Genomic DNA, 17,014 nt, shown 5'->3' with positions numbered 1-17,014 from the left:
TCCTTATTATTATTTTCTAGCATACACAGAACAACTTAATGAATTGTATAAAGTTTATTAAAGGTTGTTATCAAATTGAAATTGGTAAAATAATTTACTTTTCATCAAAGAAAAAAGATTTTTGTAGAAAAAGAATACATAAGGTAGGTGAGAAGTAGGCAAAAGCTTTAAATGGAAATTTAAGCGTTGAGTGGTTAAAGTTGTAATAATTTTTCTTGATAATTTGGGTCTTTATTTGTGTTTTTATTTTTATTAAAATGACATTAATTATCATATTTAGATAATATTTCATGAAATTTATTGTTGTGAAAATAAACTTTTTGAAGAATGTAACAAAATATTAAATTTACTTTTTATCCTGAAATATTTTATAAAATGAGCATAAATTTATGAAATAAGACCTATTATTTGTTATTTTTAAATAAAAATCTAATTTTAAGTAAATGATTTAATATGAAAAAACAAAGATTTTATTGTTTTATTCGAAAAAAATTATCATTTTATGGTTTTTAATCACTTTATGCGATTTGTAACACTCAGATTGCTTTAAATCTATGTCAATAGCTAAAAAAGATTAAAAAATCATCCGAAAGACTTAGAGGGATGAACTAGCAACTGATGACAGCAATCGGGTACAATTACGCAGATTTATTTTGTGTTTGGTGTATTTACAAGGCCAATACATACATTCTTTGTTAATAATAGGCCTGCCAGGAGTTATCCCCGCATGAGTGCCATTACTCCATACGATTGGGCAATCATCGCCTTCGTGATCGGCGTTACATTTCTATGTGTCTTTATGCTTACTGTTCCTTTGCTCCTTGGGGGTAAATCATGGGGACGTGCAAAGCAAGAGCAATTTGAATCAGGTGTGGTAGGTGCTGGTGGTGCACGTATCCGCTTATCTGCAAAATTCTATTTGGTTGCAATTTTCTTTGTCGTGTTCGACTTAGAAGCACTTTATCTATATGCATGGGCAACTTCTGTTCGTGAAGTAGGTTGGGTTGGTTTTGCAGCCGCTGCTGTATTTATTTTAGTTTTGCTTGTTGGTTTGGTTTATGAACTTTCAACAGGTGCGCTGAACTGGGCGCCTTCAGATCGTCGTAAAGCAGCAGGTATCAAACCTAAAGTAGGTTCACCAAATATGGATCTTGCAGAAATTACCCGCTTCAATTCTATTGAGGAGTTGGTGATGGACCCTACAGGAACAATTCCAGCTCAATCATCAGGTCGTGTGAAAGATAAAACACCGACTATGTCACTGAACAAGGAGTAACTCGGGAATGAAATATACCTTAACCCGTGCGAATCCAGAAGCTGAGCAATATCCACTTCAAGATCGTCAAATTGTGACTGATCCACTTGAAGAAGAAGTGAATAAAAATGTATTCATGACTCGTTTAGAGGATGTATTGCATACAGCTGTGAACTGGGGTCGTAAAAACTCATTATGGCCTTTTAACTTTGGTACATCTTGCTGTTACGTTGAATATGCAACAACTTTAACAGGTGTGCATGATTTGTCACGTTTCGGTGCTGAGGTTATTCGTGCTTCACCTCGTCAGGCAGACTTGATGATCGTTGCAGGAACTTGCTTTGTGAAAATGGCGCCTGTTATTCAGCGCTTATATGAGCAAATGCTTGAGCCGAAATGGGTCATTTCAATGGGTGCTTGTGCTAACTCTGGTGGTATGTACGACATTTATTCAGTTGTACAGGGTGTGGATAAAATCATTCCTGTTGACGTTTATGTCCCTGGTTGTCCTCCACGTCCAGAAGCATTAATCCAAGCATTAATGTTGTTACAAGACCAAATTCAATTAGAGCGTCGTCCGCTTTCTGCGGTGATTGGTGATGATCTTCAGCCTGTATATAAGCCAAAGATGATGCCAGAACGTGATCGTAAGAATGCTGAACGTATTGCAGTGAAAAACTTACGCTCTATGGATGAAATTGAGTAATTTTTTCTGATGAATATTTGACATGCCTGAAGGGCATGGTCGTCAGGAAATTTCACAGAATTTGTATTAAATAGGAAGCCAAGCCAATGGCTGAAACTGAAATTGCTATGCCAGAGTCAACACCTGTTGATTCACGCCCAGCATTTGCGATTGTAGAAGATCTCAAAACCAAGTTTGGTGAGAACTTTTACGTGCAACCGACCTTTGAAGATTTTCCAACGGTCTGGGTTGAGCGCGCACGTGTACAAGAAGTTTTGATGTACTTGCGTACAGTATCACGTCCTTATGTGATGCTGTTTGACTTGTCTGCAGTAGATGAGCGTTTACGTACCCATCGTGATGGTTTACCTGCTTCTGACTTCACTGTCTTTTATCATTTGTTGTCGCTTGAGCGCAACAGTGATATTCGTATCAAAGTTGCGTTGAATGAGAATGATCTTAACATTCCTACAGCGACCAACATCTGGCCAAATGCCAACTGGTACGAGCGTGAAGCTTACGATATGTTTGGGATCAACTTCGAAGGGCATCCAATGCTTCGTCGAATTTTGTTACCAACCTATTGGGAAGGTCATCCGTTACGTAAAGAATATTCTGCACGTGCAACGGAATACACACCGTATATGCAAGACAAAGCAAAACAAGATTTCGAACAAGAACATCTTCGCTTTGTACCAGAAGACTGGGGTTTGACGCGCGGTAACGCAGACGAAGACTTCATGTTCCTAAACTTAGGTCCTAACCACCCATCTGCGCACGGTGCGTTCCGTGTGATCTTGCAGTTGGACGGTGAAGAAGTCAAAGACTGTGTGCCTGATATCGGTTATCACCACCGTGGTGTGGAAAAGATGGCTGAACGTCAAACTTGGCATTCATTCATTCCATATACCGACCGTGTTGACTACTTAGGTGGTTGTGCGCAAAACATGCCTTATGTGATGGGCGTGGAGCAAATGGCAGGAATTACTGTTCCTGATCGTGCGCAATGTATCCGTGTCATGATGTCTGAACTGTTCCGTATCAATAACCACTTGTTATTTATCGGTACTGCGATTCAGGATGCGGGTGGTATGACGCCAGTATTCTATATGTTTGCTGACCGTCAAAAAATCTATGATGCGATTGAAGCAATCACAGGTTTCCGTATGCACCCAGCATGGTTCCGTATCGGTGGTACAGCGCATGATCTTCCAAACAACTGGCAAAAACTGATTCGTGAAATTCTCGAATGGATGCCAAAACGTTTGAAGGAATATCATACTGCGGCATTGAAAAACTCTGTGTTTATCGGTCGTACCCGTAATGTTGCTCAATATGATGCAAAATCTGCATTGGCTTGGGGTGTAACAGGTACAGGTCTACGTGCAACAGGGATCGACTTTGATGTTCGTAAATATCGTCCATACAGTGGCTACGAAAACTATGATTTCGAAGTGCCATTAGAGTATGAAGGCGATGCTTATGCACGTGTAATGGTTCACTATCGTGAAATCGAAGAATCATTAAAAATCGTGAAGCAATGTCTAGATAATATGCCATCTGGTCCATATAAAGCGGATCACCCATTGGCTGTTCCACCACCAAAAGATAAGACTTTACAAGATATTGAAACTTTGATTACGCACTTCTTGAGCGTGTCATGGGGTCCTGTAATGCCTGCAGGTGAAGCATCTGTGATGGCAGAAGTGGTGAAAGGTGCATCTAACTATTACTTGACTTCTGATAAGTCAACGATGAGTTATCGTACCCGTATTCGTACACCAACATTCACGCACTTGCAGCAAATGCCTTCCGTGATTAACGGCAGTCTTGTATCTGACTTGATCATTTATTTAGCGACGATTGATGTCGTTATGGCTGACGTGGATCGCTAAGGGGTAAACGCATTATGATGATTTTGACTGATAAAAAGCCACGTGTGAATATTGAAGGGATTTTGACTGCGGAAGAAATCCACGAAATTCAACATCACATTGAACATTATCCATACCCACGTGCAGCGTGTTTAGATGCGTTAAAACACGTACAACGCCGTAATGGTTGGGTTGATGATGCGCAAATGAATGCGATTGCTCAAATGTTGAGTATGAGCCTTGCTGACCTTGAAGGTGTAGCAACATTCTATAACCGTATTTACCGTCAACCTGTGGGTCGTCACGTGATTTTGTTATGTGATTCGATTGCATGTTTTTTGATGGGTGCGGAAACTTTGGCAGAAGCATTCCAACGTGAATTAGGTATTCAATATGGTCAAACGACTGCTGATGGTCGTTTTACTTTATTGCCAATTTGCTGTTTAGGAAATTGCGACAAAGGTCCTACCTTGATGATTGATGAAGATACTCACGGCTTAGTTGAAGTGGCATCAATTAAACAGTTATTGGAGAAGTATGTATGAATACTGAACCAAAACCAATTTATGGCGACGGTAACCCTGAAACTCACCCATTAACATGGCGTTTGAGTAAACAGGAATTTGTTCGTAGTGCAGATGATTACGAAGCGCTTGAAGGTTATGCAGGCTTTAAAAAAGCATTGGGCATGAAACCTGCGGAAGTGCTTGATGTGATCAAAGCGGCGACTGTAAAAGGTCGTGGTGGTGCAGGTTTCCCAGCAGGGATTAAATGGTCATTGATGGCGCCAAATGATGGTGGTCCTCGTTACCTGATCTGTAATGCCGATGAAATGGAACCAGGAACATTCAAAGACCGTTTGTTGATGGAAGATCTTCCACATCAATTGATCGAAGGGATGCTCATTGCAGGTTATACGCTTGAAGCAACTCAAGGCTATATCTTCATCCGTGGTGAATATATTGAAGCTGCACAATACTTAAATGAAGCTTTAGAACAAATTCGTGCTAAAGGTTATTTGGGTGACAACATCCTAGATTCAGGATGGAGCTTTGATTTACATGTGCATACGGGCGCAGGGCGTTATATTTGTGGTGAAGAAACTGCATTGATTAACTCGCTTGAAGGTCGCCGTGCTAACCCGCGTACTAAACCACCATTCCCACAGGTTGCAGGGGCTTGGGGTCGACCTACGATTGTCAACAATGTAGAAACGTACAACAACTTACCCGCAATCATGTTGCGTGGACCTGAGTGGTATATTGGTTTGTCTGCGGGCAAGTCTAAAGATCCGGGTACTAAAATTTATGGTGCTTCAGGTAAAGTGAAATTCCCAGGTTTATGGGAACTTCCATTTGGTACCACTGCACGTGAAGTGATTGAAGATCATGCGGGTGGTATGCGTGATGGCTTAACCCTGAAAGCATGGTTACCAGGGGGTGCATCAACAGACTTCCTTGCTGCTGAACATATTGATTTGCCAATGGATGCAGAAAGCATCATGAAAGCAGGTTCACGTTTAGGTACTTGCTTGTTGATGGTTGTTGATGAAACTCAGTGTATGGTTTCAGCTACACGGAACCTTGAAGAATTCTTTGCACGTGAATCATGTGGTTTCTGTACACCTTGCCGTGATGGCTTGCCGTGGGCAGTTAAAGCGCTTAAAGCTCTGGAAGATGGTACAGGTAAACAAGAGGATATCGATCACTTACAGGAATTGACTCGTAAGTTATGGATCGGTAAGACCTTCTGTGCCCACGCACCAGGTGCGATGGAGCCACTCATGGGTGCACTCAAACATTTCCGTGGTGAATTTGAAGCAAAAGTCGTGAATGCGGCTGCTCAAACTCGCAACGTAGAACAAGCTTAAGGAATTCGACTATGGCTACAATTCATGTCGATGGAAAATCGTACGAAGTCAATGGTTCGGAAAACTTGCTGCAAGCATGTTTGAGCCTTGGCATCGACATCCCATATTTTTGTTGGCATCCATCCTTAGGTTCTGTTGGTTCTTGCCGTCAGTGTGCTGTGACTCAATATGCGAATCCCGAAGATACTCGTGGTCGCCTGGTCATGTCATGTATGACGCCTGCGTCTGACAATACCTATATTTCGATTGAAGACAAAGAAGCAAAAGATTTCCGTGAATCTATCGTGGAATTCTTGATGACCAATCACCCGCATGACTGTCCAGTCTGTGAAGAGGGTGGTCACTGTCATCTTCAAGATATGACAGTGATGACACAGCATGACCGTCGTCGCTATCGTTTTACTAAACGTACGCATTATAACCAAGAGTTGGGTTCATTTATTTCACATGAAATGAACCGTTGTATCGCATGTTACCGTTGTGTTCGTTATTACAACGACTATGCGGGCGGTACAGACTTTGGTGTATATGCCAATGCGTCACGTGTTTACTTTGGTCGTCCAGAATCAGGGACTTTAGAATCAGAATTCTCTGGTAACTTGACTGAAGTTTGTCCAACGGGTGTATTCACCGACAAAACACATTCTGCACGTTATAACCGTAAATGGGATATGCAATATGCGCCAAGCGTATGTCAAGGCTGTTCTTCAGGTTGTAATATTTCACCAGGTGAACGTTATGGTGAGATCCGTCGTGTAGAAAACCGTTTCAATGGTGAAGTAAACCAATACTTCCTTTGCGATAAAGGTCGTTTCGGTACAGGTTATGTCAACCGTGAAGATCGTCCACGTCAACCGCAGTTCCGTAATGGCGCTGATGTGCAAACTGTTTCTGTAGATGTTGCGTTGGATTCTGTGATTGCCAATGTTCAAGGTAAAAAAGTCTTGGGTATTGGTTCGCCACGTGCATCACTTGAATCAAACTTCGCATTACGTGAGTTGGTTGGTCAAGAGAACTATTCAACAGGTCTGTCTCAAAAAGAGCAAAACTTGGTTGAGTTAGCAGCATCGATCATGCAAACCGAAGGTGTTTATAACCCAGGTATGCGTGAAATTGAAAGCTATGATGCTGTATTGATCCTCGGTGAAGACTTAACCCAAACTGCACCACGTATGGCATTGTCTGTTCGTCAAGCGGCGAAAAACAAAGCCAAAGAAATGGCGGCAGAGCGTCGTACGCAAGAATGGTTAGCAGAACCTGTTAAACGTATTGGTCAAGATGCAAAATCTCCGATTTATATCTTAGCTGCGACGCAAACACGTCTTGCTGATGTTGCGACAGGTGAAGTGGTTGCTTCTCCAAACGATATTGCGCGTTTAGGTTTTGCAATTGCTGCGGGTGTGAAAGGTGAAGCGATTCTTGGTTTGGATGATGATGCGAAAGCATTTGCACAAACCATTGCGGATACTTTAAAAGCTGCGAAAAAACCTTTGATCATCTCTGGTACAAGCTTACAAGACGCTGCAATCATGGAAGCTGCTGCACAAGTTGCACAGAACCTTGGTTCAACAGCAGGCTTAACATTGACTGTTCCTGAAGTGAACTCAATGGGCTTAGCATTGTTTGGTGGTTTAAGTTTAGAACAAGCGTTTGCACAAGATTATGACTCAGTCATCATCATGGAAAATGACTTATTCCGTCGTTTACCTGCTGCACAAGTTCAAGCTGCATTAGACAAAGCACAAAGCGTGATTGTATTGGATCATTCAGAAACTGAAACTGTAAAAGCTGCGGATGTTGTTTTATCTGCTGCAAGTTTCGCTGAAGGTGACGGTACAGTGGTTTCACAAGAAGGACGTGCACAACGTTTCTATCAAGTGTATGACCCAAGCTATTACAAACCTGAACTTGCGATCAAAGAATCTTGGCGCTGGTTACATGCCATTGAAACGGGTGTGAAAGGTAAAGCGATTTCTTGGACATTGCTCGACGACGTGATTGAAAGCGTTGTAAACAATGTACCTGCACTGCAAGCGATTCAAGATGTTGCGCCTGATGCAGGCTATCGTGTACATGGTTTGAAAATTGCCCGTGAACCACGTCGCTACTCAGGTCGTACTGCGATGCGTGCGCCGCTTAATGTCCATGAGCCAAAACAACCTGTAGATAAAGATTCAGCATTAACGTTCTCTATGGAAGGTTATGTGGGTAATCAGACACCTGCAGCATTGGTTCCATTTGCATGGGCACCAGGTTGGAACTCTCCACAATCTTGGAACAAATATCAAGATGAAGTGGGTGGTCACTTAAAAGGTGGTGATTCTGGCGTACGTTTATTTGATCGTTTACCTAAACGTTCAGTACGTAGCTATGTTGCACCAACAGCAGTTGTGGCAAATCCAGACAGCTTCCGTTTAGTGCCAATGCACCATATTTTTGCTTCTGGTGAATTCACTGTGAAAACAGCTGCAATGGAATCACGTATTCCTGAAGCAATGTTTGCTGTGGGTGAGCAAGATGCAGCACGCTTGAATGTGCAAGATGGTCAGAAATTGACTGTGAAAGCAGGTGAAACAACCATTAGTCTGCCAGTTCAAGTCATTGACTATTTACCTACAGGTTATATCGGATATCCAGTTGGACAAGCACCGACCGTTTCTCTTGCAGAGCCTGTATCTGTGGCGGTAGGAGTGTAATTCATGAACGAAACTTTACGCGCCCTCCCGACATGGGCACAAGATTGGCCAATTGCTTATAGCGTCATTCAGGCGATTGTGATCTTGTTGGTCGTGGTGTTGCTTGCTGCTTTGATGTCTTTTATTGAACGTCGTTTACTTGGCTTATGGCAAGACCGTTATGGTCCAAACCGTGTAGGTCCAGGCGGGATGTTCCAGATCGTTGCGGACATGCTCAAAATCATGTTTAAAGAAGACTGGACACCAAAATTTGTAGACAAATTAACATTCCGTTTAGCACCAGCAGTTGCAATGGCAACTGCGGTACTTTCGTTCATGGTTATTCCTGTTTCACCTTATTTAGGTGTTGCAGACATGAGCATTAGCTTATTGTTCTTTATGGCAATGGCAGGTATCGCAGTGTACGCCGTGTTATTTGGTGGTTGGTCTTCTAACAACAAATACGCATTACTTGGTGGTTTACGTTCTGCTGCTCAAACGATTTCTTATGAAGTTTTCTTAGGGATTTCGTTAATGGGTGTAGTTGCGATTGCAGGTTCATTCAACTTGCGTGACATTGTAGAAGCACAACGTGATGTCTGGTTTGTGATTCCTCAGTTCATTGGTTTCATGATCTTCGTGGTTGCAGGTGTTGCGGTGACGCATCGTCATCCATTTGACCAACCAGAAGCTGAACAAGAATTGGCTGAAGGTTACCATGTCGAGTACGGTGGTATGAAATGGGGGATGTTCTTCGTTGCTGAATACGTCAACATCATCTTAATTTCTGCATTGATCGTGACTTTATTCTTTGGTGGTTGGTTAGCACCGTTTAACTTAAACATTCCATTCATCCCAGATGCGTTCTGGTTCATTATCAAAACAGCATTCTTTGTGATGATGTTTGTCTTGGCTCGTGGTTCTTTAATGCGTCCACGTTATGACCAAGTGATGAACTTTGGTTGGAAGGTGTGTTTGCCGCTTGCAGTGGTCAACCTTTTGGTGACTGGCGCTGTGATTTTGATGAATCAAGCCTAGGACAGCAGGGAGTACAAAATGTATAAAATTCTAGCTGGCGTAGGATCAATCGTTCGTTCATTGTGGATGGTGTTTAGCCATGCGACTCGTCCACGTGATACGATTTTGTATCCAGAAGTTCCAGCCGAACAAATCGTACCTCCACGCTACCGTGGTCGTATCGTATTAACACGTGACCCAGATGGCGAAGAGCGTTGTGTTGCGTGTAACTTATGTGCGGTTGCATGTCCTGTTGGCTGTATCTCATTACAGAAAGCGGAAAAAGAAGACGGACGTTGGTATCCTGAATTTTTCCGTATCAACTTCTCACGTTGCATTTTCTGCGGTATGTGTGAAGAAGCTTGTCCAACCACAGCAATCCAACTTACACCTGATTTCGAGTTAGGTGAATATGTACGTCAAGATCTAGTCTATGAGAAAGAAAACTTACTCATTTCTGGACCTGGTAAATACCCTGACTACAACTTCTATCGTGTAACAGGTATGAGCATTGACGGTAAAGAGAAAGGTCAAGCGCAACGTGAAAGCGCACCTGTTGATGTACGGAGCTTATTACCATGATGTGGCCATTTTATTTAATGGCTCTCGTGGCCATTGTTTCTACGGTTCGTGTTGTGACTAACACAAATCCAGTACATGCTTTACTGAGTCTGATTGTCTCTTTACTTGCAGTTTCAGGTATTTTCTTAACGATTGGAGCGCCATTTGCTGCTGCATTAGAGATTATTGTCTATGCAGGTGCGATCATGGTGTTGTTCGTATTCGTGGTGATGATGCTCAATCTTGGTCAACATACTGTTGAGCAAGAGCGTAAATGGTTATCTTCAGGTGCGTGGGCTTATCCTGCACTTATGAGTTTCTTGGTCGGTTTATGTTTGGTTTGGATGCTTTCTTCTGACTATACACAATCTACTTTAGTTTTAGGTACACAAGTTGTGGGTCCTAAAGCGATTGGTCAAGCACTCTTTACACATTACTTATTATTGGTTGAAGTAGCCGCAATGTTATTGCTTGCAGCATTGGTTGCAGCATTCCACTTAGGTAAACGTGAACCAAGTGCAGAAGAGGGGCAAGAATAATGGGCAATATCCCTTTAGAGCATGGTTTGATTGTTGCGTCTATTCTTTTTGCACTGGGCTTTTACGGTGTAATGGTACGTCGCAACTTACTATTTATGTTAATGAGCCTTGAAATCATGATGAATGCAGCTGCGCTTGCATTTGTCGTGGCAGGAAGTGCTTGGGTACAACCTGATGGTCAAATTATGTTTATCTTAATTTTGACCCTTGCTGCGGCAGAGGCGTGTATCGGTCTTGCGATCGTCCTTCAGTTCTATCATCGCTTCCATCACTTGGATGTAGATGCTGCTAGTGAGATGCGCGGATGAGCTATTTATATTTAACAATTTTATTTCCGCTCATTGGTTTTATCCTTTTAGCGGCAGGGCGTAATAAACTCCCTGAAAATGTGGCTGCGATTATTGGTGCGGGTTCTGTTGGTTTATCAGCATTATTTGCATTGATCAGCGGTATGGCATTTATCAACAGCGGTGAGCCTGTCTATGTTCAAAACTTATGGACATGGTTTAACGTTGGTGGTTTTGCTCCTGGTGTTACTTTAAGTTTAGATGGCTTGTCATTATTAATGATGGGCATGATCACAGGTGTAGGTTTCCTTATTCACATTTTCGCGACATGGTATATGCGCGGTGAAGAAGACTTTGCACGTTTCTTCTCTTATTTCAACCTATTCGTAGCAAGCATGCTTGTGTTGGTATTGGGTGATAACTTAGCGTTATTATTCTTAGGTTGGGAAGGTGTTGGTCTGTGCTCTTACCTACTTATTGGTTATTACTACCAAAACCCTGCAAATGGTTTTGCTGCAATCAAAGCATTCACAGTAACACGTGTAGGTGATGTATTCTTACTCATTGCAATGTTCTTGCTTTTCCAACAGTTTGGTACTTTACATATTGGTACCATCGTTGCGAATGCTTCTCAAGTTTTAGCACTTGACCATAATCTTGCGCTTTGGACTTCATTGATGTTGTTCTTAGGTGCTGCGGGTAAATCTGCACAAATTCCATTACAAACATGGTTAGCAGATGCAATGGCTGGTCCTACACCAGTATCTGCATTGATCCACGCTGCAACAATGGTAACAGCAGGTGTTTACCTGTGCTGCCGTATGTTCACTGTGTTTGAAATGACACCTGAAATTATGCAATTCATTGCTATTACAGGTGCAGTAACATTATTGGTTGCTGGTTTTGCTGCATTGGTGCAAACCGACATCAAACGTATTCTTGCTTACTCAACAATGAGTCAGCTCGGTTATATGTTTATGGCTGTAGGTGCTGAAGCTTATCAAGCAGGCCTATTCCATATGCTTTCTCACGCATTCTTCAAGGCATTATTATTCTTGTCTTCTGGTGCAGTGATCTTGGCTTATCATCACGAACAAAACATTTTCAAAATGGGTGGTTTGTTCTACAAAAACAAATTCTTGTTTGCTTGTTTCGCCATCGGTGGTGGTGCGCTTGCAGCGATTCCATTCGTGACGATCGGCTTCTTCTCTAAAGATGCAATTTTGGGTGCAGTTTGGGTTCAAGGTCAATCAATTGCGACATTTGGTTGGTTGTATTGGGTTGGTGTTGCTGGTGCATTCTTAACGTCTATTTATACATTCCGCTTAATTTGGGTTGTATTCTTCGGCAAAGAAAATACACCTTATCACGAGATCAAAGGTGCGACTTATTGGTTACCTTTAGGGATATTGGCGGTACTTTCTACAGGTTTGGCTTATTTCTTAAAAGCACCAGTAGAAAAAGCGTTAACAGCAGCTCAAATTCCTGTATTCAATGTACCAACTGAAGCGTTGATGCATGGTATGCATTCTGCTGAATATACAGCAGTGGGTATTGCACTTGCTGGTTTAGTCGTGGGTGTAGTCTTGTTTGCATTTGCATATCAAGCGGTAAAAGGCTTTGCTGCAACTTCATTTGGTGTAGGTTTAGCGAATATTTGTCGTAATGCTTTTGGATTCGATTCGTTATATAACCTTGTATTTGTTCAACCTTACTTACTTATTGCAAAAATCTTAGGTCGTGACCCAATTGATGGTTTATGGCTGGTATTACCTGCGATTGTAAAAGGTGGTAACAAGTTTACAAGTACCCGTCAAACAGGTTCATTACGTGAATATGCATCAAGTATGTCACTCGGTGTAGTGGTATTGCTGATGATCTTGATCGTGATTCAGGTAGTGGGGAAATAAGATGGAAATCACAAACAATTGGATTTTACCCGCATTAATTCTTGTACCTTTTATTGCAGGTTTTATTTGCTGGTTAGTCGATAAGCTCGATGACCATTTGCCTCGTTACATTGCATTAGTTGGTATGCTCATTACTTTGGGCTTAACAGGTGTGCTTTGGAGTCAAGGTGGCTTCACATATGAGCTGGGACAGCAAGTTCCAGCTTGGGCAGCACAATTTCAAGTTGAATGGATTAAATCTTTAGGGATTAATATCCATTTGGCAATAGATGGTCTTTCACTTCTTATGGTGGGCTTAACTGCATTACTTGGTGTACTTGCAGTAGGTTGTTCATGGGGTGAAATTCAAAAGAACGTTGGTTTCTTCCACTTAAACCTTTTATGGTCTTTAGGTGGAGTAATCGGTGTATTCCTTGCAATTGATTTGTTCTTGTTCTTCTTCTTCTGGGAGATGATGCTTGTACCAATCTATTTCTTGATTGCACTTTGGGGTCATAAAGGCGCAGATGGTAAATCACGTGTTTATGCTGCAACTAAGTTCTTCATCTATACACAAGTTGCGGGTCTAATCATGCTTGTTGGTATTCTAGGTCTTGTGATCTATGGATACATGATGTCAGGTACGATTGGCTTTGACTACTACTACTTAATGGCTGTTGCACGTACTTTAGATGCTCAAGCGCCTCATATTGCTTATGCGTTAATGATTTGTATGTTCATCGGCTTTGCAGTAAAACTGCCAGTTTTCCCATTACATGGTTGGTTACCAGATGCCCATGCACAAGCACCTACAGCAGGTTCTGTAGACTTAGCAGGTATCTTAATTAAAACTGCGGCATATGGTTTACTTCGTTTTGTTATTCCATTCTTCCCAGCAGCATCTGCACAATTTGCAGATATTGCCATCATCTTTGGTTTAATTGGTGTGTTCTACGGCGCTATCTGTGCTTTCCAACAAACAGATATGAAACGCTTACTTGCGTACACATCTATTTCGCACATGGGCTTCGTGTTGCTTGCACTTTATGCAGGTAATATCCTGACCTTCCAAGGTCTTATGATCATGATGTTGGCTCATGGTTTATCTTCTGCTGCATTGTTCATTATGTGTGGTCAAGTGTATGAGCGTTTACATACACGTGATTTACGTTTGATGGGTGGTATTCGTGGTCAATTCCAATATTTACCATTCTTCTTAATGTTCTTTATTGCAGCTTTAGTGGGTATTCCTGGTCTAGGTAACTTTATTGGTGAATTCCTGATTTTGATGGGTTCATTTGGTAAATTCCCAACATTTACGATTATTGCTGCGATTAGTTTAGTGTTTGCAGGTTTATATGGTTTGATTCTGATCCATAAAGCTTTGTTTGGTACACCAAACGAAGAGCAGAAAAAACACTATGCTACACCGTTAAAAGATTTGAATGTACGTGAAATTGGTCTTTTGCTCATTTGTGCGCTTGGTTTGGTTTGGTTAGGTATCTACCCACAAACTTTCTTGGATGTTTCAAATTCAAGTATGGCATGGATTGCAAATAGCTATATTCCTGTTCAAGAAGTCGTTGAAGCAGCTCAACAAGTTGTTTCTCAAACAAATGTGGAGATCCAATAGTCATGAACTTCACAATGTCATTTTCGGATCTCATGCCTTTGGCACCTGTCATGATCGTCGCATTAACTGCGGTCGTGGTGATGATCTTAACTGCAATCAAACGTAATCATAATTTGATTGCAACAGCATCTGTTGTTGGTTTAAACCTTGCAGCACTTGATATTTTGATTATGATGTTTGGTGGTGATTTTGCACCATCAAATGTGATGGGCATGTTTATGGTTGATCCATTTACATTGTTCTATCAATTACTTGCTATTGTTGCTGCTTTGGCATGTTGTACTTTAGCGCATGCTTATATTGAAACTTATAAAGACAATCGTGAAGAACTTTATATTTTAATGTTGATCTCTGTTGCAGGGGCAATGTTAATGGTAGCAAGTTCACACTTTGCATCGTTCTTTATTAGCTTAGAATTAATGTCAATTCCAGTATATGGTTTATTGGCATATACACATCAACGTGCAAAATCGTTGGAAGCAGGGATTAAGTATTTAGTTCTTTCTGCAACCGCTTCTGCAATGTTGTTGATGGGTATGGCATATGTTTATGCATATACAGGTTCATTATCATTCTATGATGCTGTGCCTGCATTATTCCAAGCAATTCAACAGCCAATGGTTGTGTTAGGTTTAGGTCTGATTATTTTTGCAATCGGTTTTAAACTTTCACTTGCACCATTCCACAAATGGACACCTGATGTTTATCAAGGTGCGCCAGCGCCAATCGCAACATTCTTGGCAACTGTGGCTAAAGTTGCAACAATTGGTTTATTGGTACGTTATATTTTGACTTCTGGTGCAATCTTAGTCCCATCAATTGTAACGATCATTACCATTCTTGCTGTACTTTCAATTTTGGTCGGTAACTTCCTTGCTGTGCGTCAAGTCAACTTAAAACGTATTTTAGGTTACTCTTCAATTGCACATTTTGGTTATTTATTGATTGCATTAGTAAGTACATCATATGCAAGTTTAGGCAGTGTTACTGTTTATATTGCGACCTATACATTAACAACAATTGGTGCATTTGGTGCCGTGGCATTAATGTCGAGTCCATATAACAATGTGGATGAAGCTGAATCACTTGCTGATTATCGTGGTTTGTTCTGGCGTCGTCCTGTATTAACTGCAACATTAACTGTGATGATGTTGTCACTTGCAGGTATTCCATTAACAGCTGGCTTTATTGGTAAGTTCTTGGTTGTAATGTCTGCTGTAACAGCACAACATTGGTTCTTGGCTGCTATGATTATTGTGGGTAGTGGTATTGGTTTATACTATTATTTACGTGTGATGGTTGTGATGTATATGACACCACCTGAAACTCCTCGTATTGATGCCGCTGATCATTGGGGGCAAAAAGTGGGTGGTTTAATGGTACTTGGTGCGGCTGCTTTAGTTTTAATTATTGGTGTCTATCCAGACCCATTAATTGACTTGGCACTTAAATCTGAGATTTTGTCACCAATTCATATGATGATGAGCCAACAGCAATAATTCATAAAAACGATTAGCAGTAACAAAAAAAGCCCTCAAACACTGAGGGCTTTTCTTATATCTTATATAAAAAACATTTATAATAGTGGAAATTTATTGTTCTCTTTTTAGGTGTTCTCCCGTGCCCATTCAAGAAATTCGCCATCCACTTATTCGCCATAAATTGGGTTTGTTACGTCGTGCAGATATCAGTACGAAGAATTTTCGTGAACTTGCGCAAGAAGTTACTATGTTGCTTACTTATGAAGCGACAAAAGATCTGCCTGTATGTGACCATGAAATTGATGGCTGGAATGGTAAAGTTGTTGTAGATCGTATCGTTGGTAAAAAAATTACAGTTGTCCCTATTTTACGTGCTGGTATTGGGATGTTGGATGGATTTTTAAACTTGATTCCAAGTGCTAAAGTTTCTGTGCTTGGCTTAGAACGTGATGAAGAAACACTAGAAGCACGTACATATTATAAAAAACTTGTTCCTGATGTACAAAACCGTTTAGCAATGATCATTGACCCAATGCTTGCGACAGGTTCATCTTTGGTTGCGGCTATTGATGTATTGAAAGCGAGTGGCTGTAAAGATATTCGTGTCATGGTTTTAGTTGCTGCACCTGAAGGCATTCAACGTGTGGAAACTGCACACCCAGATGTAACCATATTTACTGCTTCAATAGATGAAGGTTTAAATGAAAATGGTTATATTGTTCCGGGTCTTGGCGATGCTGGAGATAAAATCTTTGGTAGTGTGCAAAAAGATTAAAATTTAGTAGTATTAAAAGGAAGCTCTCGGGCTTCCTTTTTTATTTTAAATTATTATAAAAACTAGAGAATTCATATATGTTCTATAAGGGGATCGTGGTTCAATATGATGCTGTAGATCAGTCAGGCTGTATTGAATTAGTCAAAGACCAACGTATTGTTTATTTTCATGTATCTGATTTTCCAAACGCAGAGATACAGCCACAATTAAATGAGCGGATTAAATGCTTGGTTGTTGAGAGTGAAGACAACTTAAAAGCAAATTGTATTGTTCGTTTAGATATTAAAAATTCAGTACAAAAAGTAGATCCATATACTGAATTATTGGCTGAAATGAATAAAGCTCAATCTAAGCGATTGAGCCGAAAATCTGTTTTGACACGATTACGATTGCTAAATGATACGGAAATAAGACATCCTTCTGTGGAATCTGTGGAATCTGTGGAATCTGTGGAATCTGTGGAATCTGTGGAA

Annotated in this window: 14 protein-coding genes and 1 pseudogene; all 15 read left to right on the top strand. The window is 41.0% G+C overall.

What is annotated here, in order from left to right; translation table 11 throughout:
• Positions 1-727 precede the first annotated feature (727 nt).
• A complete protein-coding gene (gene ndhC / locus C9E89_RS16765) occupies positions 728-1,276 on the top strand; it encodes an NADH-quinone oxidoreductase subunit A (RefSeq protein ID WP_107009483.1) in 549 nt (182 codons plus the stop codon).
• Positions 1,277-1,283: 7 nt separating this feature from the next.
• Positions 1,284-1,961, top strand: coding sequence for a NuoB/complex I 20 kDa subunit family protein (locus C9E89_RS16760; RefSeq protein WP_004827935.1), 678 nt, complete (start codon positions 1,284-1,286; stop codon positions 1,959-1,961).
• An 86-nt stretch (positions 1,962-2,047) separates the two neighbouring features.
• A complete protein-coding gene (gene nuoC / locus C9E89_RS16755) occupies positions 2,048-3,835 on the top strand; it encodes an NADH-quinone oxidoreductase subunit C/D (RefSeq protein ID WP_107009482.1) in 1,788 nt (595 codons plus the stop codon).
• Positions 3,836-3,849: 14 nt separating this feature from the next.
• Entirely contained in the window at positions 3,850-4,359 is a 510-nt protein-coding gene (nuoE, locus tag C9E89_RS16750; protein ID WP_107009481.1) for an NADH-quinone oxidoreductase subunit NuoE, read from the top strand.
• Positions 4,356-5,684: an NADH-quinone oxidoreductase subunit NuoF gene (gene nuoF / locus C9E89_RS16745; RefSeq protein WP_107009480.1), complete on the top strand. Its 1,329-nt coding sequence runs from the start codon at positions 4,356-4,358 to the stop codon at positions 5,682-5,684. Before nuoE ends, nuoF begins: the two co-directional genes overlap by 4 nt.
• Before the next feature lie 11 nt (positions 5,685-5,695).
• Positions 5,696-8,380 (top strand): NADH-quinone oxidoreductase subunit NuoG, encoded by a 2,685-nt coding sequence (gene nuoG / locus C9E89_RS16740; RefSeq protein ID WP_107009479.1) that lies wholly within the window; start codon positions 5,696-5,698, stop codon positions 8,378-8,380.
• A gap of 3 nt (positions 8,381-8,383) precedes the next feature.
• A complete protein-coding gene (gene nuoH, locus C9E89_RS16735) occupies positions 8,384-9,397 on the top strand; it encodes an NADH-quinone oxidoreductase subunit NuoH (RefSeq protein WP_107009478.1) in 1,014 nt (337 codons plus the stop codon).
• An 18-nt stretch (positions 9,398-9,415) separates the two neighbouring features.
• Entirely contained in the window at positions 9,416-9,958 is a 543-nt protein-coding gene (nuoI, locus tag C9E89_RS16730; RefSeq protein WP_107009477.1) for an NADH-quinone oxidoreductase subunit NuoI, read from the top strand.
• Entirely contained in the window at positions 9,958-10,476 is a 519-nt protein-coding gene (nuoJ, locus tag C9E89_RS16725) for an NADH-quinone oxidoreductase subunit J (RefSeq protein ID WP_171405158.1), read from the top strand. The genes nuoI and nuoJ overlap by 1 nt, the downstream gene beginning before the upstream one ends.
• Positions 10,476-10,784 (top strand): NADH-quinone oxidoreductase subunit NuoK, encoded by a 309-nt coding sequence (nuoK, locus tag C9E89_RS16720; RefSeq protein ID WP_065993679.1) that lies wholly within the window; start codon positions 10,476-10,478, stop codon positions 10,782-10,784. Before nuoJ ends, nuoK begins: the two co-directional genes overlap by 1 nt.
• Positions 10,781-12,673: an NADH-quinone oxidoreductase subunit L gene (gene nuoL / locus C9E89_RS16715; RefSeq protein ID WP_107009475.1), complete on the top strand. Its 1,893-nt coding sequence runs from the start codon at positions 10,781-10,783 to the stop codon at positions 12,671-12,673. Before nuoK ends, nuoL begins: the two co-directional genes overlap by 4 nt.
• A gap of 7 nt (positions 12,674-12,680) precedes the next feature.
• Positions 12,681-14,285, top strand: coding sequence for an NADH-quinone oxidoreductase subunit M (gene nuoM / locus C9E89_RS16710; RefSeq protein WP_171405157.1), 1,605 nt, complete (start codon positions 12,681-12,683; stop codon positions 14,283-14,285).
• A 2-nt stretch (positions 14,286-14,287) separates the two neighbouring features.
• Positions 14,288-15,784: an NADH-quinone oxidoreductase subunit NuoN gene (nuoN, locus tag C9E89_RS16705; protein WP_107009473.1), complete on the top strand. Its 1,497-nt coding sequence runs from the start codon at positions 14,288-14,290 to the stop codon at positions 15,782-15,784.
• Positions 15,785-15,905: 121 nt separating this feature from the next.
• Positions 15,906-16,541: a uracil phosphoribosyltransferase gene (gene upp / locus C9E89_RS16700; RefSeq protein WP_107009472.1), complete on the top strand. Its 636-nt coding sequence runs from the start codon at positions 15,906-15,908 to the stop codon at positions 16,539-16,541.
• A gap of 77 nt (positions 16,542-16,618) precedes the next feature.
• Positions 16,619-17,014: pseudogene (locus C9E89_RS16695) on the top strand (hypothetical protein); the annotation flags it as partial.

The sequence above is a fragment of the Acinetobacter sichuanensis genome (assembly GCF_003024515.2).
GTDB classification, from domain to species: Bacteria; Pseudomonadota; Gammaproteobacteria; order Pseudomonadales; family Moraxellaceae; genus Acinetobacter; species Acinetobacter sichuanensis.
The sequence above is the reverse complement of the archived record's forward strand: the minus strand, read 5'-3'. Positions and strand labels throughout refer to the sequence as shown.